The following is an 18,329-nucleotide window of genomic DNA, read 5'->3' on the forward strand; positions in this document are numbered from 1 at the left end:
CGGTCGGCACGCCGGCCGGACGACTGTTTGCGCACATCAGTAGGCCCCCTGCCCGTAGAGCACCGCACGCAGCGTCTTCCACAAGATCACTGTGTCCAGGGCGAGCGACCAGTCCTCCACGTACCGCAGGTCCAGCCGCACCGCCTCCTCCCACGACAGGTCACTGCGTCCGCTGATCTGCCACAGGCCGGTGAGCCCGGGCTTGACCAGCAGCCGCCGCCGGATGTCCGGGCCGTACGCGGCGGACTCCTCCGGCAGCGGAGGCCGCGGACCGACGAGCGACATCGAGCCGGTGAGCACGTTGAACAGCTGCGGGAGCTCGTCGATCGAGTACCGGCGCAGCACCGCTCCCACCCGGGTCACCCGCGGATCCCGGCGGAGCTTGAACAGCGGGCCGGCGCCCTCGTTGAGGTCGGCCAGCTCGGCGCGTGCCCCGTCGGCCCCGGCGACCATGGTGCGGAACTTGAGGATGGTGAACTCGCGGCCGTCCTTGCCGACCCTGCGCTGGCGGTAGAACGCCCCACCCCGGCTGTCCAGCACCACGAGCAGCCCGACGCACACCATCAGCGGCGCGAACAGCAGCAGCAGGATCGCCGCGCCCATCCGGTCGACGACCATCTTCACGGCCCGGCGGCCCCCGGTGAAGGTCGGCATGCTGACCCGCAGCAGCGGTATCCCGAGCACCGCGTCGACGTGCAGCCGCGGGCCGGCCACCTCCATCAGCACGGGGGCCACGACCATCTCGGCGTCGGTGCCTTCGAGGTTCCAGGCCAGCCGTTGCAGCCGCTCCGGTGACCAGTGCGGGTCCGGTGTGACCGCGACGACACGGTAGCCGTCGCCGTGGACGTGCTTGGCGACGTCCGCCAGCCGGCCGACGACCGGCACTCCGTCCAGCAGGTCACCGTCGAGCCCGGGACCGTCCGTCGTGCACACCGCGTCCACCCGCCAGCCGAGGTGCGGGAACTTGCGGGTGCGGGTGATCAGGTCGTGCACGGTGTCCGGGCTCCCGGCGGCGAGCACCGGTCGCAGACACTCTCCGTCCTTGCGCTGCTTGTGCAGCGAGAGCCGCAGCAGGTACCGCACGGTCATGGTGACGACCGCGATCGTGGGGATCGCGACGAAGATCCAGAGTTTGATGTTGCGTGAGGTGAGGGCGATCCCGCCGAGCGCCAGGACGACGGTCGCCGCGAACAGCGAGCGCCCGAGCCGGCGGAACTCCTCGGCGCCCTGGCCGAGCACGGCCGGCGCCCACGAACGGCTCACCGCGAGCGAGCCCAGCACCAGCAGCTCCGTGCCGAAGGCGAGAATCCCCCATTTCTCATGCCAGTTGGCCGCGTCTCGGGCCCCGAAGAAGTTGCCGATCGCGGCCACCACACAGGCGGTGGCCACGGTGTCGCTGGTGATCACGGTACGGCGGTACCGCTGTTCCCAGTCGATCGCGGGCTGGCTGATTGCCCCGTTCGCCAGACGCCCGCGTGCAGACGTGAACGGGCTGACAAGTCCCCCTTGCCGCACAGAACCCCCCAGGTCCCCAGTGGTTCGACGTGTTCGTCCAACACTGTTGCTCCCCCCGGGAGGCGCTCCCGCCCCCCGCACTGTTCTCCCCTCCGGGGCCCCCGCCCCCGCGCCGTGCCGTCGCTCCCCGCGAGAGGCCCCCGCCTCCCGCGCATGGCATCGCGGCTGTCTCAGAGCTGTTTGAACTCACCTCGGTGGCAGTGGACTCGCAGGTCCCGCCGAACGCTCGAGGTGTGCGGAACCCGTCGGAACCCCGGATGCTCCCCGCATCCCAAGTCCCTTGCCGGGCTCACGAATTGATCATCCCCACGCCTGGCGCCGGGGACGCGACTGCTGGTTTTCCGTAGCGCAGGACCTATAGATCATTAATGGTCGCCTCGTCTCCGAACAGCTGAAGCACGGTCAATCTAGACCATCAGACCCGGTATGAAGAGAGGATGTGTGTATTTTGTGCTCAACCTTTGAGACTTGATCGCTTTAGGGTTACCGAGGCATGGCCGAGCGCTGCCGGGCCGGTCACCGGGGGTGGCGGTCGGTTCCGGGGTGATCACTCAGAGTTGATCATGCCCCGCGAAGATCATGTATAAATATGGGCAAATCGCCCATGTCGGGCGATCGTGCAGGGGTGGTCACCCCCTCGGTGCGGATCCGGCATCTGGCCGAAGTTCATTCCGTGACGGGGGCGCGTTCGCGCGGGACGGGGTGCCGCGGAGCTTGATCGGGCATTGTTTGCCAGTGCTCTCAGTACGCAGCTGTACATCATTGGCAATAATGTCGGAGGACGTCGGACATGGCGATCTACACCCTCCCGGAGCTCCCCTGCGACTACGCGGCACTCGCCCCGGTCGTCAGCAGCCCCGAGATCATCGAGCTGCACCACGACAAGCACCACGCGGCGTACGTGAAGGGCGCGAACGACACGCTGGAGCAGCTCGCCGAGGCGCGGGACGGCACAGCATCTACTGGCACGACATGACCGGCGACGGCGGCGGCGAGCCCCTGGCGGCGGACGGTGTGGGCGAACTGGCGGACGCCATCGCCGAGTCCTTCGGCTCCTTCGCGGGCTTCAGGGCCCAGCTGACGAAGGCGTCGGCCACCACCCAGGGCTCCGGCTGGGGCGTCCTCGCCTACGAGCCGCTGGCCGGTCACCCCATCGTCGAGCAGGTCTACGACCACCAGGGCGACGTCGGCCAGGGCTCCACCCCGATCCTGGTCTTCGACGCCTGGGAGCACGCCTTCTATCTGCCGTACAAGAACCAGAAGGTCGACTTCATCGACGCGATGTGGGCCGTCGTCAACTGGCAGGACGTGGCCCGGCGTTACGCCGCCGCCAAGGAGCGCGGCGACAGCCTGCTGCTGGCGCCGTGACCGCGGGGCGGCCGCAGACGTCCTGCTCGTGATCGTCTTCTCACCCTTCACCGGCAGGCAGCACATGGGATGAGGACAGGACAGACCCACGGCAGGAGAGGACAGGAACTGTCCTCGTTCCCCGCTAACTTGCCCACCATGACGAACAAGACGTCCGCGCCCGGCCCCGTGCTCCGCGCCCGCGCCCTCAACCGCGCGACCCTCGACCGGCAGTTCCTCCTGCGGCCCGCCGCGCTGCCGGTGAAGGCGGCCGTGGAGCACCTGCTGGGTCTCCAGGCGCAGAACGTCAGGCCGCCGTACCACGCCCTCGCCGCCCGGCTGGAAGGCTTCGCGCCCGAGCAGCTGTCGGCGCTGATGGGGGACCGTGAGGTGGTCCGGATCGTCACCCTGCGCTCGACCATCCACACCCACACCGCCGACGACTGTCTCACCCTGCGGCCGTTCGTCCAGCCCGCCCGGGACCGTGAGCTGACGCATTTCCGCAGCGGGCTCGCCGGCGTCGACCTCGACCGGCTCGCCGCCCTCGCCCGTGACCTCGTCGAGGCCGAGCCGCGCACCATGAAGCAGCTCCGCGAGGCCCTCTCCGCCGAGTGGCCGGGCGCCGACCCGCAGTCCCTGGCCGTCGCCGCCCGCTGCCGGCTGCCCCTCGTCCAGGTCACCCCGCGCGGACTGTGGGGGAGGAGCGGACAGGTCGCCCTCACCACCGCCGAGCACTGGCTCGGCCGGCCCACGGGGACGGCGCCCGCCCCGGAGACCGTCGTCCGGCGCTATCTCGCCGCCTTCGGCCCCGCCTCCGTCAAGGACATGCAGACCTGGGCCGGACTCACCCGGCTGCGCCCGGCCTTCGAACGCCTGCGGCCCGCGCTCCTCACCTTCCGGGACGAGCACGGCACCGAACTCTTCGACCTCCCGGACGCCCCGCGCCCCGACCCGGACACCCCGGCCCCGCCGCGCTTCCTTCCCGAGTTCGACAACCTGCTGCTGTCGCACGCCGACCGCAGCCGGGTGGTCCCGCCCGCCCTGCACGGCCGCGCCTGGCAGGGCAACCAGGCCTTCCGCACCCTCCTGGTCGACGGCTTCCTCGCGGGCCTGTGGAAACAGGAGGAGGACGCTCTCGTCGTCGAGCCGTTCGGCCGGTTCACCGAGGACCAGCGGGCGGCGGTGACCGCGGAGGCGGAGCGGATGCTGCGGGTGCTGCACCCGGGGACGCCGTACGACATCCGGTTCGGGACCGTCGTGCCCCGGTAGCCCCCGCGGATGGCCCCCGCGCAGGAGGTCAGGGCATGGAAAGGGGGCGCTGCGGGCCGCTCGTGGAGGCTCGCAGCGCCCCCTGGTCGTTCACCTGAGGGGTGCTCAGGACTTCTTGCGGGTCACTCGTTCCCTACTCGTTCCTTACGAGTTGACCTGCGCGGTGACGAGGTCGGAGAAGGTGGTCAGCCGGGTGTACACACCCGGGTAACCGGCCTCCGCGCAGCCCTCGCCCCATGAAGTGATCCCTGCCAGGACGCCCCCGATGAGCAGGGGACCGCCGCTGTCGCCCTGGCAGGTGTCTACGCCGCCGGATGTGTATCCGGCGCAAACCATGTCGGTCGCGACGAAGTCGGAACCGTAGGAGGAGCGGCAGCTCGAGTCGGACACGATCGGGACGGTCGCGGTCCGGAGCTGGTTGGAGGAGCTGCCGTTCTCCGAGGTGGTGCCCCAGCCGAGGACGCGGGCCGTGGTGCCGGCCGCGTACACGCTGGTCTGGGAGGAGGAGACGTACGACGCCGGGGTGTACGACATCGAGGTCGCCAGGGTCAGGACGGCCACGTCGTCGCCGTTGGTGGCGTCCGTGTAGTCCGGGTTGATCCAGATCTTGCTCACCCGGCTGACCGTGCCGTTGGTGCCGTTCAGGTAGGTGCGGCCGCCGACGACCCGCACGCTGCTGGTCGTCTCGCCGACCATACAGTGGGCCGCCGTGACCACCTTGGTCGCCGAGACGAGGGTGCCGCCGCAGAACTGGTTCTGCGAGGCGTCCGTGATCTGCATCATGAACGGGTACGAGGTCGTGGTGGTGGTCGTGCCGCCGACGATCGGCTGCGGCGCTGCGACAGCGGTGGGGGCGCTGAGCAGAGCCGTCGCCGCCGCGGCGGCGGTGGCCGCGACGACAGCCGCGGCCTTCTTGGCACGGTTGAGCGCGAACATGCGTCTCCTCGTGGGGATTTGCCGGTGGGGGATCGCGCGGGTGGGTGTGGGGGGTAGGTCGTGCACGGGGGTCGCGGGACCGACCCCCGTGTGCCCGGGCGAGCGGCACATCCCAAACGCTAGGGGCCGCAGCAGCCTCCTCCCAATGAGGGAACCCCCTAGGGGCGTCGGGGCAGGGAAAACCCTCGGTCGGCCCGCGGGCGCCCCTCGTCAACCCGCGTACGGCAGTTAACCCCCGTGTGGCTCACTTCGCGTGACGCCCCGCCGCCAGCCGGACGATGTCCACCCGGGAGCGGATCCCGAGCTTGCGGTAGACCCGGGTCAGGGTCGCCTCGACCGTCTTGACGCTGATGAACAGCCGTGCCGCGATCTCCCGGTTCGTCGCGCCCTCCATGACCAGCGCGGCCACCTGACGCTCCATCGAGGCCAGGCCTTCCAGGGCGTCGGAGGCGGGCGGCGCCTGCGGGGCGACCGGCACCGCTCCGGTGGCGCCCGCCGCCGCTGCCGCGTCGACCTGTCGCAGCCAGGGCAGCGCCCGGCACCGCCGGAACAGCCGTGCCGCCTCGTCGTACGACGTCGGACCGGGCCGTGGGGCGCGCAGCCGGGCCAGGGCGAACGCGGCCCGCGCCTCCTCCAGGCCGTAGCCCAGCTTGGCCAGCCGGTCCTGAACGGACGTCAGCCGGGCCAGCGCCCCCTCGTGGTCGCCGTGCGCGGCCCGCACCAGGGCCTCCGCCCGGTCGAGGACGGCGAGGACGCTCTCCCGGCCGAGCCGCAGCGCCTGCTCGCGGGCGACGTCGATGACGTCCTGCGCCTCGCCCGGCTCGCCGACGCGGACCAGGGCCTCGGCGAGGTCGCCGTGCCAGCGGCCGCGCGCCGGGTCGGTGATGCGCAGTCCCGTCTCCAGCTCCCGCACCCGGCGCAGCGAGCCGACCGCGGCCGCCGCGTCGCCGGCCACGAGCTGGGCGTGGCCCAGCGCGGCCAGCGCGCGCGAGAGGTACATCTGGTCGCCGTCCTCCTCGGCGCGGTCGGCGGCCTCCCGGGCGAGGGCCAGCGCCCGGTCCAGATCGCCGCCGGAGGCCTCCGCGAGGGAGGCGAGCATCGCGGACGCGCCGAGGCCGATGCCGGAGTCGCGGGCCAGGCGCAGGCTCTCGCGGGACAGGTCGAGGGCGCGTCCGCAGTGCCCGGAGCGCAGTTCGGTCTCGGCGAGGAAGCGCTGGAAGTGCACCTCGCTCTCCACCATGCCGCGCCGGCGCACCTCGCGCAGCAGCGTGGTGATGGTGGCCCGGGCCTCGGGCAGCTGGTCGCTCATCAGCAGCCAGCGGAACCGGGCGGCGCCGACGCCGTTGTGATGGCACGCCACATACGGGTCCTGAGGCTCTTTCAGGGCCCGTTTGATGGTGCTGGGCGCGTTCGGATGGCCCATCAGGGTCTCGGTGTGGGCCTGGAAGGACAGCGACATCAGCTCGGTGCGCCGGTCGCCGCCGCGCGCGGCCAGTTCCGCCGCGTGCGCGGCCTCCTGGCGGGCCTCGGAGAAGTCACCCTCGACGATCAGCGTGCGCCAGGCGAGGTGGTAGTGGACCAGGGCGAGCAGCCGGGGGTCGTCGCCGGCGTCGGCGAGGGCCTGCGGGAAGACGGCGTCGACGTCGCCGAGGGCCTGTCCGGCGGACTCGATGACCACCTCCCAGGCGCGGATCCGGTCGGCGGGCACGGTGGCCCGGGTCAGCACCTCGCGGGCGATGTCCCGCGCCAGGTCCACCTCGCCGGCGGTGATCGCGTCCTCGGCGGCCTTCAGCCGGTGCTCGTCCGGGGCGGGGGTGCCGTCCGGCGGGGTGTGCCGGGCGGCGAGCAGCCCGAGGGAGGCGGCCACGGACGGGGCGCCGCGGTCGCGGGCGAGGGCCGCGGCCTCGGCGAGCCGGGCGGACACCTCCGGGTCGGTGCCGGTGGTGGCGAGGGCGAGGTTGCGGGCCCGCTCGATCGGGTCGGAGGCGGCGGTGGACAGCGCGGCGTGCGCGGCCCGGCGCTCCTGCACGGGCGCCTCCGCGTACAGCGCCGCGGAGATCAGCGGATGCGCGAACCGTACGGCGGGGCCCTCGGGCTCGGTCGCGAGCAGCCCGAGCTGCGCGGCCTGGGCGGTCTCGGCCTCGGCGTTCTCCCGGCCGGCCGCGTGCAGCAGGGCCAGGGTGGGGCGGGCGCCGGCGCTGGCCACCAGCAGGGTGCGGCGGGCCTCGTCGGAGAGCATGTCGAGGCGGCTGAGCACCAGGGCGCGCAGCGAGGTCGGCACCGGCAGCGGCTCGCCGGGGCGCGGCGGGGTCGGGCTCTCGCCGAGCGCCCGGCCGAGTTCCAGCGCGAACAGGGGGTTGCCGCCGCTGGTGCGGTGGATCTCGCGGACCGTGGAGCGGGGCAGGTCGGTGTAGCCGCGGTGGTCGAGCAGGGCGGAGACCTGGGCGCGGGAGAGCGGGTTGAGGCGGACCGCGAGGGTGTCGGGCGGGGACGCGCGTAGATGGCGGTCGTACTCCTGGCCCTCGGTGCGGACCGCGCAGAGCAGCTGGACGGGGGTGTCGCCGAGCCGGCGGGCGGCGAAGCCGAGGAGTTCGGCGCTGGCCGAGTCCAGCCACTGGAGGTCGTCGGCGACGAGCAGGACGGGGCCGGAGGCCGCGAGGGCACGCAGGGCGGAGAGCACGGCGAGGCGCAGGGCGAGTCCGTCGCGTTGCAGGGTGGACTCGCCGCGGCCGGTCAGGGCCGATTCCAGTGCGGTGCGCTGGGCGGTCGGCAGCTTGTCCGAGATCTCGTCGAGGACCAGGCCGAACAGGTCGGCCAGGGCCAGGAAGGGGAGGTGGGATTCGGACTCGGTCGCCGAGCAGCGCAACACGGTGTGCGCGGCGTCGCCGTAATCCGCGGTCAATGCCCGCAGCACGGTCGACTTTCCTATTCCGGCGGGTCCGTGGAGCAGCACACTGCCGCCGCGCGCCAACTGGTCACGGGCGGAGGTGAACAGCTCCTCCCTGCCTATGACCAGGTCGGGGCGGCACCTGGCAGGCTCCTTGAAGTCCCGTCGCACGGTCACCGCTCCCTTCCGAGTGTCGTGTCCGGGCCAAATTCTAGGCAACGTCTCTTTGAAATTCGGAGGGACGGCGTGGTGAGGGAGATAACAACGTTACGCATAAGTAAATTCACTGCGGCGGCGAATGAATGAGTAGTCGTCGTGGTGGCCCCTCCCTGGCTTGATCCCATCGCTCCCGACCCCCCGCGCGCCGGGCGCCGCGACAGGTGTGGGAGCACTCTTCCATGCCCTTGTTACCGACGGGAACCACTCGAGGGACCTGGAGAACCGGACCCGGGGGACCGGACCGGGGGACCCGCGGGACGGAGCCGACGGACCCGGGAGCCTAGGGCAGGAGCCCCGACCGGCGGGCCGCGGCCACCGCCTCGCCGCGGGTGTGGGCGCCCAGGCGGCGCATCGCCGAGCGGAGATAGGCCTTCACGGTCTCCGGCCGCAGACCGAGGCGGTCGGCCGCGGACGCGTTCGTCGCGCCCGTCGCCACGCACGCGAGGACATCCAGCTCACGGGGGGCGAGCACGGCCTGCTCACCGGCCTCGCCCGGGGTCAGCAGACCGCACGCCTCGAGCAGCTCCGCGCGCAGCGCCGGGTCACCGATCCTCGGGGCCAGCGCGCGCAGCGCGGCATGCGCCTCGCGCACCTGCTCCCAGCCGGGCCCCGGCCCGCCGGCGGGGTCGGGAGCGGGCCTGGACCGGGCATCGGCCAGCAGTCCGCGCGCCTCGTCCTCGACGACCAGCGCCTGCTCCACGTCCCGCGCCACGTCGACGGCCGCGTTCAGCGTGCGGTCGCCCAGCGGCTGGGCGGTGCGCAGGGCGCCGTACAGCACTCCGCGCACCCGGCGCCGTACCACCACCGGGATCGCCAGCACCGAGCGCAGCCCCTCCTCGGCGACCACCGCGTCGTACTCGTGGCTGATCTGCCGGGAGAGCGAGTAGTCGGTCACCGCGCACGGGCGGGCCCGCGCGACCGCCTTGCCGCCGAGGCCGTTGCCCGAGATCACGTGGAGGCCGCTGAGCGCGAACGTGGTCGCGCCGCTGAACTCGCTGATCCGCATCCGGGCACGCCCCGGCTCCACCAGGCCGCCGAAGGCGACCGGCAGCCCCGTCATGCGCCGCAGGCGCGCCAGCGCCCCGCGGATCTCCGCCGTACCGGCTGGGTCTGCTGCCACGTCCTCGCCCTTTCCGCGTGGCTGGGGATGATCCCACATGTCACCCCCGCGCACCGCACTCCCCCCGTTCGGGGGTAGTGAGACCTGCATCACGGATTACACGATGGCAGAGAGCCGCCCGGCAATGGCCCGGCACCTAGGAGGACACCGATGACGACGGCCACCGAGCAGTTCCGCAGGGCGCGGGACTTCCTGCTGGAACACCGTGAGGACTACACCGCCGCCTACGAGGGCTTCACCTGGCCCCGCCCCGAGCACTTCAACTGGGCCCTCGACTGGTTCGACGTCATCGCGCGCGGCAACGACCGCACCGCCCTGCACATCGTCGAGGAGGACGGCACCGAGACCCGGCTGACCTTCGCCGAGCTGTCCGACCGCTCCGACCGGGTCGCCACCTGGCTGCGCGGGCACGGGGTCGCCGCCGAGGACCGGATCCTCGTCATGCTCGGCAACCAGGCCGAACTGTGGGAGACCGCGCTGGCCGCGATGAAGCTGCGCGCCGTCGTCATCCCGGCCACCCCGCTGCTCGGCCCCGCCGACCTGCGCGACCGCGTGGAGCGCGGCCGGGTCGCGCACGTCCTCGCGCGCTCCGAGGACACCGGCAAGTTCGACGAGGTGCCCGGCGGCTACACCCGGATCGCGGTCGGCGGCGCGCCGGAGGGCTGGCAGGCGTACGAGGGCGCGTACGCCGCGCCCGCCGGCTTCACCCCCGACGGCCCCACCCTCGCCGACGACCCCCTGATGCTGTACTTCACCTCCGGTACGACCGCCCGCCCCAAGCTGGTCGAGCACACCCACACCTCGTACCCGATCGGGCATCTGGCCACGATGTACTGGATCGGGCTGAAGCCCGGTGACGTGCATCTGAACATCTCCTCGCCGGGCTGGGCCAAGCACGCCTGGTCGAACCTCTTCGCGCCGTGGAACGCGGAGGCGACCGTCTTCATCCACCACTACACACGCTTCGACCCGGCCCGGCTGATGGCGGAGATGGACCGGGCCGGTGTCACCACCTTCTGCGCCCCGCCCACCGTGTGGCGGATGCTCATCCAGGCCGATCTGACCCAGCTGGGCACCCCGCCGAGGGAGGTGGTGGCGGCCGGCGAGCCGCTCAACCCCGAGGTGATCGAGCAGGTGCGGCGGGCGTGGCGGGTGACGATCCGCGACGGCTTCGGGCAGACCGAGACGGCCGTACAGGTCGCCAACAGCCCCGGGCAGGAGCTGAAGACCGGCTCGATGGGCCGGCCGAGCCCCGGCTACCGGGTGGAGCTGCTGGACCCCGTCTCGGGCGCCCCGGGCGCGACCGAGGGCGAGATCGCCATCGACCTGTCGGCCCGGCCGGTGGGCCTGATGACCGGCTACCACGGCGACCCCGACCGTACGGCGGAGGCGATGGCCGGCGGCTACTACCGCACCGGCGACATCGGCGCCCGCGACGCCGACGGCTACATCACCTACGTGGGCCGCGCCGACGACGTGTTCAAGGCCTCCGACTACAAGATCAGCCCGTTCGAGCTGGAGAGCGCGCTGCTGGAGCACGAGGCGGTGGCCGAGGCGGCCGTCGTGCCCGCGCCGGACGAGCTGCGCCTCGCCGTACCGAAGGCGTACGTGGTCCTCGCGGAGGGCTGGCAGCCGGGTCCGGACACGGCGAAGGTGCTCTTCGAGCACTCCCGCGAGGTCCTCGCCCCCTACAAGCGCATCCGCCGTCTGGAGTTCGCCCCGCTGCCCAAGACCGTCTCCGGCAAGATCCGCCGGATCGAGCTCCGCGAGGCGACGGCGGCCGGCTCGGCCGGCGAGTACCGCGAGGAGGACTTCCGGTGAGGAGGCTTTCCTACACACACGGGACCAGCGGGACCGCCCTGCTCGGCGACACCATCGGGGCGAGCCTGGACCGGGCGGTGGCCGCCTGGCCGGACCGCGAGGCGCTCGTCGACGTGCCCTCGGGACGGCGCTGGACCTACGCCCGGTTCGCCGCCGACGTCGACGAGCTGGCGTACGCGCTGCTGGCGAGCGGGATCGCCAAGGGCGACCGGGTGGGCATCTGGGCGGTCAACTGCCCGGAGTGGGTCCTGGTCCAGTACGCCACCGCCCGCATCGGGGCGATCATGGTGAACATCAACCCGGCCTACCGCACCCACGAGGTGGAGTACGTCCTCAACCAGGCGGGGGTCTCGCTGCTCTTCGCCTCGCTGCGGCACAAGACCAGCGACTACCGGGCGATGGTCGAGCAGGTGCGGGGCGGATGCCCGGAGCTGAGGGAGACGGTCTTCATCGGGGATCCGAGCTGGGAGGCCCTGACCGCCCGGGCCAGGCCGGTGCCCTTCCCGGACCTGTCCTGCGACGACCCCATCAACATCCAGTACACCTCGGGGACCACGGGCTTCCCCAAGGGGGCCACCCTCTCCCACCACAACATCCTCAACAACGGTTACTTCGTGGGCGAGATGATCGCCTACACCGAGCAGGACCGGATCTGCATCCCGGTGCCCTTCTACCACTGTTTCGGCATGGTGATGGGCAACCTCGCGGCCACCTCGCACGGCGCCTGCATGGTGATCCCCGCCCCCTCCTTCGAACCGCGGGCCACCCTGGAGGCGGTCCAGCAGGAGCGCTGCACCTCCCTGTACGGCGTGCCGACCATGTTCATCGCGGAGCTCAACCTCCCCGACTTCGCGTCGTACGACCTCTCCACCCTGCGCACCGGCATCATGGCGGGCTCGCCCTGCCCGGTGGAGGTGATGAAGAGGGTCGTCTCGGAGATGAACATGGCCGAGGTGTCGATCTGTTACGGCATGACCGAGACCTCGCCCGTCTCCACCCAGACCCGCCGCGACGACGACCTGGGGCACCGCACCGGCACGGTCGGCCGGGTGCTCCCGCACATCGAGGTGAAGGTCGTCGACCCCGCGACCGGGGTGACACAACCGCGCGGCACGGCGGGCGAGTTGTGCACCCGCGGCTACAGCGTGATGCTCGGCTACTGGAACGAGCCGGGGAAGACCGCCGAGGCGATCGACGCGGGCCGCTGGATGCACACCGGGGATCTGGCGGTGATGCGCGAGGACGGTTACCTGGAGATCGTCGGCCGCATCAAGGACATGATCATCCGGGGCGGCGAGAACATCTACCCGCGCGAGATCGAGGAGTTCCTCTACGGCCATCCCAAGATCCAGGACGTCCAGGTGGTCGGCGTCCCGCACGAGCGGTACGGCGAGGAGGTCCTCGCCTGTGTCGTCCCGAGCGACCCGGCCGACCCGCCGACCCTCGAGGAACTGCGCGCCCACTGCGAGGGGCGGCTCGCGCACTACAAGGTGCCCAGCAGGCTCCAGGTGCTTCAGGCGTTCCCGATGACCGTGTCCGGGAAGGTCCGCAAGATCGAGCTGCGGGAGACGTACGGCGTCTGAGGCCCGGCGGCGGCCGTCGCCTCAGGCGCCCCGGGCGTGGAGGGCGGCGGCCGCCGCGTTCACCGGCTGCGGGGTGCCCGTCAGGTCCAGCAGGAACAGCGGGACCCGCAGCCGGTCGGCGCCGGCCCGGGCCTCGTCGGCGTACCCGGCGAGGGAGAAGTACACACAGTCCGCGGACTGGGTCATCGCCGTCAGCCACAGACACTCCACGTCCCGCAGCGCGGCCGGGCGCACACTCGGGTCGACCTGGGCCAGCAGTCCGGCGGCGGCGAGACCGATCCCCGAGGTGGGCCGCTGATCGGCCCGCCGGACCTCGCCGTGGCCCAGCCAGCGCAGATAGAGGGCGGCCGCGGTGACCGCGTCGAGGGCGGTCCGGATGGTGACGGAGCGGAAGGCGGGGCGGTGCGGCCCGGCGGGCTCCACCTCCGGTTCCCGTCGCGGTGCCTCGGGTTGCGCGCGCCGGGGCCGGGTCCCGGTCACCGGCAGCCGCAGCGCCGTACCGCACGGGCAGCCCAGTTCCGGGTGCGGCCACTGGCCGTCGCGGCCGCAGGTGCCGCAGTGCAGGGTGACCCAGTCCTCGTCCCAGGCGCGGTGCACGACGGCCGTCGGTGCCGCCCCCGGATCGAGCGCCGGGGCGACGGGGGCGCCGCACGCGCACAGATAGGACGGCACGGTGTAGAGGCGCTCGCGCCGGCAGGCCGGGCAGCGCACCGGCACGCTCTCGGACATGGCCCCATCGTCCTCCTCCGGCCCCCTCCTGTCCGTGTCTTGACGACCTTCGGGCACCCCTTTACATTGCTTCCAGATAGAAGAAAACATTTTCCACATAGTGGAAGTTCTCACGGTGGGCGCGACGGGAGAGCGATTCGCACAGCCGAAGAGGAGCACGCGACGGCTCGTATGACCGCTGCCCGCGCGGCAGTCGAGATCATCGACCACACCCTCGCCCGCCATGCCGAGGGCGCCTCGCACATGGCCGAGGGCTACACCCGCACCCACCCCGGCAACATCGGCGTCTGCCTCGGCACCTCCGGACCGGCCGGCACCGACATGATCACCGGGCTCTGCTCCGCGACCGGCGACTCGATCCCGATCCTGTGCATCACGGGCCAGGCCCCGACCGCCGTGATCCACAAGGAGGACTTCCAGGCCGTCGACATCGCCGCGATCGCCCGGCCGGTGACCAAGATGGCGGTCACCGTCCTGGAGGCGGCCCAGGTCCCCGGTGTGTTCCAGCAGGCCTTCCACCTGATGCGCTCCGGCCGGCCCGGTCCGGTCCTGATCGACCTGCCGGTCGACGTCCAGCTCACGGAGATCGAGTGCGACCCGGACACCTACGCACCGCTGCCGATCCACCGGCCGGCCGCGACCCGCGCCCAGATCGACAAGGCGCTCGGCATGGTGAACGCCGCGCGGCGCCCGCTGATCGTCGCGGGCGGCGGGATCATCGGCGCCGACGCCTGCGCACTCCTCGTGGAGTTCGCCGAGCTGACCGGCACTCCGGTCGTCCCGACCCTGATGGGCTGGGGCGCGATCCCCGACGGTCATGAGCTGAACGCCGGCATGGTGGGTCTGCAGACCTCGCACCGCTACGGCAACGCGACCTTCCTGGAGTCCGACTTCGTCCTCGGCATCGGCAACCCCTGGGCCAACCGCCACACCGGCCGTCTCGACGTCTACACACGGGGCCGCACCTTCGCCCACGTCGACATCGACCCCACCCAGATCGGCCGGATCTTCGCCCCCGCCTACGGCATCCCCTCCGACGCCGGGGCCGCCCTCGCCCTGTTCGTCGAGGCGGCGAAGGAGCTGAAGGCCGCGGGCGCCCTGCCCGACCGGACCGCCTGGGCGGCGGCCGCGCAGCACCGGCGGGCCGCCCTCCAGCGCCGTACGCACTTCGACGACGTCCCGATCAAACCGCAGCGCGTCGGGAGGAGATGAACAAGGCCTTCGGGCCCGAGACCCGCTACGTCACCACCATCGGCCTCTCCCAGATCGCCGGCGCCCAGCTGCTGCACGTCCACCGGCCGCGCCACTGGATCAACTGCGGCCAGGCGGGCCCGCTCGGCTGGACGATCCCGGCGGCGCTCGGCGTCGCCAAGGCCGACCCGGACGCCCAGGTCGTCGCCCTCTCCGGCGACTACGACTTCCAGTTCATGATCGAGGAGCTGGCGGTCGGCGCCCAGCAAACATCGACTTCCAGGTCAGCCTGGAGTTCGAGAACCTCAACGCGCCGGAGCTGGGCGTCTACGGCGTCGACCATGTGAAGGTCGCCGAGGGCCTCGGCTGCAAGGCGATCCGGGCGACGCACCCGGACGAACTGGGGGCGGCCTTCGAGCGGGCCCGCAAGCTCGCCGCCGAGTTCCGGGTGCCGGTCGTCGTCGAGGCGGTCCTGGAGCGGGTCACGAACATCGCCATGAGCGTCACCGACGACATCGGCGAGGTCGTGGAGTTCGAGGAACTCGCCACCGAACCGGGCCACGCCCCGACCTCGATCAGACCGCTGGCGACCTGATGCGCGCGGGGGGACGGCCGCCCGGCGGCCGTCCCCCCGCGCCCTCCGTCACGGACGTCCGCCAAGTCCACCACCCCCCCGTGCCGGCGGGCATCCGCCCTCTACGCCGGTTGCTGTCCGTGGTGCTCCGACAGCCCCGGCCAGTCGTCGGGCCCACCGCCCTGCCACTCGATGAAGTCGCCCTCCTCGAGATCGGTCACATACAGATCGGCCAGGCGCAGGATCTCGCTGACGTCGTCCGCGTGCGTGGCGATCCCCAGCGTCTGGTCGCCCTCGGTCACCCGCCGGGAACCGTCGAGGGCCGGCGGATGCACCACGACATGCGGATGCTCCGTTGGATGTGCCATGCCTTCAGCGTCCCGCCGACGGGGCGGATCCGCACGCGGAAACGGACCGCTCCTCCCGGTGTCTCCCCGTCGTCCTCCGGTGGTGTCCGGGCGGTGTCGCCGCCTGGGCGCGACATGACAGATGTCGGCGGCGGCACCGCCCGGAGTTCTCGGGGACGGGCGTCAGACCACGGCGCCGGAGAGGCGTTCCACGGCGCGCAGCAGCGCCGAGTGGTCCAGGCCGCCGTCGCCCTGGGCCCGCAGCGAGGCCACGAGCTGGGCCACCACGGCACCGGCCGGCAGGGCCGCGCCGACGGTACGGGCCGCGTCGGTGACGATGCCCATGTCCTTGTGGTGCAGATCGACCCGGAAGCCCGGCCGGAAGTCGCGCCGCAGGAAGTTGTCCTTCTTCCGGGTCAGGACCGTCGAGCCGGCGAGACCGCCGTTCAGCACGTCCAGCGCGGCCCCCAGGTCCACGCCCGACTTCTCCAGGAAGACCACGGCCTCGGCGCACGCCTGGAGGTTCATCGCGACGATCAGCTGGTTGGCGGCCTTCACGGTCTGCCCGCAGCCGTGCGGCCCGCACCGCACGACGGTCCTGCCGAGCGCCGCGAAGAGCGGCCGTGCGGCGTCGAAGTCGGCCTGCTCGCCGCCGACCATGATGGACAGCACGGCCTCGACCGCCCCGGCCTCACCGCCGGACACGGGGGCGTCCAGGACCCGGATCCCCTTCTCCCGCGCCGCCCTCGCCAGCTCGACGGAGGTCTGCGGGGTGATCGAGGACATGTCGATGAGCAGGGCGCCGGGGCGGGCGTGCGCCAGGATGCCGTCCGGGCCATGGGCGACGGCCTCGACCTGCGGGGAGGCCGGCACCATCGTGACGATCACCTCGGCGTCCCGCACGGCCTCGGCGATCGAGGCGGCGGCCGTGCCTCCGGCGGCGGCCAGCCGGTCCAGCCTGTCCTGCTCCCGCGTGAATCCGGTGACGTCGTAACCCGCCTTGAGCAGGTTCTCGGACATGGGGGAGCCCATGATGCCGAGACCTGTCCAGGCGACCTTGGGCAGGGGGCGTTGCTCATGGGGGCATGCCTCTCGTGCGGGGGTCAGCGGGCGGCGCGGGCCTCGCGGGGGAGCCAGTCGAAGGCCTCGGCGCTCGGACGGCCGCCCGGCTGGTACTCCAGGCCGATCCAGCCGTCGTAGCCGGCCTTCGCCAGCCGGTCGAGGAGGTCCGCCAGCGGCAGCGAGCCGGTGCCGGGCGCGCCGCGGCCGGGGCTGTCGGCGATCTGGACGTGGCCGGTCCGCGCCGCGTGGGTCTCGATCACCCGGGGCAGGTCCTCGCCGTTCATCGCCAGGTGGTACAGATCCATCAGGAACATCGCGTTGCCGAGGCCCGTCGCCTCGTTCACCCGGTCGGCGACCTCGACCGCGGCCTGCGCGCTCACCAGGGGACAGCGCGGCGACTCGTGCCGGTTCAGGGCCTCGATCAGCAGGATCGCACCGATCCGGTCGGCGGCCCGGGCGGCGAGCGCGAGGTTCTCCAGCGCGAGCGCGTCCTGCTCGGCCGGGTCCACACCGGCGACGCGGTTGCCGTAGAGGGCGTTGAGCGCCGTACAGCCGAGGGAGCCGGCGAAGTCGGCGGCCACCTCGACGTTGGCGCGGAAGCGCGCCGACTCCTCGCCGGGCAGGGAGAGGGCACCGCGGTCCGGGCCCGGGAGCCGGCCGGCGTAGAAGTTCAGCCCCGTCAGCCGCACGCCCGCGTCCTCGATCGCGCCCTTGAGGGCGTCGAGTTGCGGCCGGGCCGGGGTGGGGGAGTCGACCCAGGGCCACCACAGCTCGACCGCGGTGAAGCCGGCCGCGGCGGCGGCCGCGGGGCGCTCCAGGAGCGGGAGTTCCGTGAAGAGGATCGACAGGTTGACGTCGAAGCGCCGGTCTTCGATTCCCATGGGGCGCCGCGCTCCCTTCGCTCTCGGTGGTTCCGTATCGGTCGTGGCCGCGCGTGATTTCCGTATGACGGAATTTGTTTTCTGCTTACTGGAAGGGTGTCGGTGAGGTTCTGGCTTGTCAAGGGCGCCCGCCCGCCCGGTCCGTTAAGGTCGGGGTCCTGGTGAGGCCGGTCGGGGAAGGTGTGGGGCGCGATGCGACTGAAAGTGGAGTTCACCACCGAGCCCTTCGATCTCGACGAGGCACCCGCGCACGCGCTGGTCGCCCGCGAGGTGATCGAGGCCGCCGACCTGGACGCCGTCGACGTCGGGCCGTTCGGCAACACCGCGGAGGGCGGCACCGAGGCCGTGATCGCCGCCGTGGACGCCCTGCTGCGCCGCTCGCTCGGCGCGGGCGCCACCCGGATCACCCTCCAGGTCAACGTCGTCGACGCGGCCGGCGAAGGGGAGCGTGTGTGACCGGCACCGGCGACGAGCCCTTCATCGCGGCCGTGAAGCCGCTGGTCGACGCGATGGGCGGCGAGATGCTCCCGCCCGACGAGGCCGGCCCCGACGACGTGGTCCTCGCCTGGGAGGGTGCCGACGTCGTCGCCGTGCGGCTGCCCCAGCTCGCCGACTCCCTCGACCACATCCTGGCCGCCATGGAGCGCAGGAAGGGCAAGCCCCTCGCGGACCTGGACCGCAAGGCCAAGCAGGAGGTCGTCCGGACACTCGAGGCGCGCGGCGCCTTCTCCGTGCGGCACGGCGTGGAGACCGTGGCGAGCGCCCTCGGGGTGAGCCGCTTCACGGTCTACAACTACCTCAACCGGGAAAAAGGGGCCTGAATCGCGGGCTCCGGCGGGTGCGGCGTC

At 72.3% G+C, this 18,329-nt stretch carries 13 protein-coding genes and 2 pseudogenes; 7 read left to right on the plus strand and 8 right to left on the minus strand.

Features of this window, described 5'->3' with window-relative positions:
* Positions 1–36: 36 nt before the first annotated feature.
* Entirely contained in the window at positions 37–1,515 is a 1,479-nt protein-coding gene (locus AQJ64_RS02235; protein WP_055637928.1) for a sugar transferase, read from the minus strand.
* Positions 1,516–2,305: 790 nt separating this feature from the next.
* On the opposite strand from AQJ64_RS02235, the pseudogene AQJ64_RS02240 reads away from it, so the two are divergent.
* A pseudogene (locus AQJ64_RS02240) lies at positions 2,306–2,883 on the plus strand (superoxide dismutase).
* 138 nt (positions 2,884–3,021) lie between these two features.
* Positions 3,022–4,131: a winged helix DNA-binding domain-containing protein gene (locus AQJ64_RS02245; RefSeq protein WP_059202360.1), complete on the plus strand. Its 1,110-nt coding sequence runs from the start codon at positions 3,022–3,024 to the stop codon at positions 4,129–4,131.
* A gap of 144 nt (positions 4,132–4,275) precedes the next feature.
* Here AQJ64_RS02245 and AQJ64_RS02250 read toward each other — a convergent pair whose 3' ends face one another.
* The 3 genes from AQJ64_RS02250 to AQJ64_RS02260 all read right to left on the minus strand — a co-directional run bounded on the left by AQJ64_RS02250 (position 4,276) and on the right by AQJ64_RS02260 (position 9,293).
* Positions 4,276–5,067 carry a S1 family peptidase gene (locus AQJ64_RS02250; RefSeq protein WP_055635421.1) on the minus strand — a complete coding sequence of 264 codons (792 nt, stop codon included), beginning with the start codon at positions 5,065–5,067 and terminating at the stop codon, positions 4,276–4,278.
* 244 nt (positions 5,068–5,311) lie between these two features.
* Positions 5,312–8,131: an AAA family ATPase gene (locus AQJ64_RS02255; protein WP_055635422.1), complete on the minus strand. Its 2,820-nt coding sequence runs from the start codon at positions 8,129–8,131 to the stop codon at positions 5,312–5,314.
* A gap of 322 nt (positions 8,132–8,453) precedes the next feature.
* On the minus strand, positions 8,454–9,293 hold the full coding sequence (locus AQJ64_RS02260; RefSeq protein WP_055635423.1) for a helix-turn-helix transcriptional regulator: 840 nt from the start codon (positions 9,291–9,293) through the stop codon (positions 8,454–8,456).
* A 150-nt stretch (positions 9,294–9,443) separates the two neighbouring features.
* On the opposite strand from AQJ64_RS02260, the gene AQJ64_RS02265 reads away from it, so the two are divergent.
* Complete coding sequence (locus AQJ64_RS02265; RefSeq protein WP_055635424.1) at positions 9,444–11,114, plus strand: AMP-binding protein; 1,671 nt, start codon at positions 9,444–9,446, stop codon at positions 11,112–11,114.
* On the plus strand, positions 11,111–12,697 hold the full coding sequence (locus tag AQJ64_RS02270; protein WP_055635425.1) for an AMP-binding protein: 1,587 nt from the start codon (positions 11,111–11,113) through the stop codon (positions 12,695–12,697). Before AQJ64_RS02265 ends, AQJ64_RS02270 begins: the two co-directional genes overlap by 4 nt.
* Positions 12,698–12,718: 21 nt before the next feature.
* Here AQJ64_RS02270 and AQJ64_RS02275 read toward each other — a convergent pair whose 3' ends face one another.
* A complete protein-coding gene (locus tag AQJ64_RS02275; protein ID WP_055635426.1) occupies positions 12,719–13,426 on the minus strand; it encodes a hypothetical protein in 708 nt (235 codons plus the stop codon).
* A gap of 171 nt (positions 13,427–13,597) precedes the next feature.
* On the opposite strand from AQJ64_RS02275, the pseudogene gcl reads away from it, so the two are divergent.
* Positions 13,598–15,212: pseudogene (gcl, locus tag AQJ64_RS02280) on the plus strand (glyoxylate carboligase).
* Positions 15,213–15,313: 101 nt separating this feature from the next.
* Here the strand turns inward: gcl and AQJ64_RS02285 are convergent.
* From AQJ64_RS02285 to AQJ64_RS02295, 3 genes are all read right to left on the minus strand, one after another.
* The gene (locus AQJ64_RS02285) at positions 15,314–15,559 is read right to left on the minus strand and encodes a hypothetical protein (protein ID WP_055635427.1); all 246 of its coding nucleotides are present in this window, start codon (positions 15,557–15,559) and stop codon (positions 15,314–15,316) included.
* A 162-nt stretch (positions 15,560–15,721) separates the two neighbouring features.
* Positions 15,722–16,603 carry a 2-hydroxy-3-oxopropionate reductase gene (locus tag AQJ64_RS02290; RefSeq protein WP_276206678.1) on the minus strand — a complete coding sequence of 294 codons (882 nt, stop codon included), beginning with the start codon at positions 16,601–16,603 and terminating at the stop codon, positions 15,722–15,724.
* A gap of 38 nt (positions 16,604–16,641) precedes the next feature.
* Entirely contained in the window at positions 16,642–17,481 is an 840-nt protein-coding gene (locus AQJ64_RS02295) for a TIM barrel protein (RefSeq protein ID WP_055635429.1), read from the minus strand.
* Between the two features lie 192 nt (positions 17,482–17,673).
* On the opposite strand from AQJ64_RS02295, the gene AQJ64_RS02300 reads away from it, so the two are divergent.
* Positions 17,674–17,937: a hypothetical protein gene (locus tag AQJ64_RS02300; RefSeq protein ID WP_055635430.1), complete on the plus strand. Its 264-nt coding sequence runs from the start codon at positions 17,674–17,676 to the stop codon at positions 17,935–17,937.
* Positions 17,934–18,302, plus strand: a complete 369-nt coding sequence (locus AQJ64_RS02305) for a helix-turn-helix domain-containing protein (protein ID WP_055635431.1) — start codon at positions 17,934–17,936, stop codon at positions 18,300–18,302. The genes AQJ64_RS02300 and AQJ64_RS02305 overlap by 4 nt, the downstream gene beginning before the upstream one ends.
* Positions 18,303–18,329 lie beyond the last annotated feature (27 nt).

It is taken from the genome of Streptomyces griseoruber, from assembly GCF_001514205.1.
In the GTDB taxonomy this organism is placed as follows: Bacteria; Actinomycetota; Actinomycetes; order Streptomycetales; family Streptomycetaceae; genus Streptomyces; species Streptomyces griseoruber.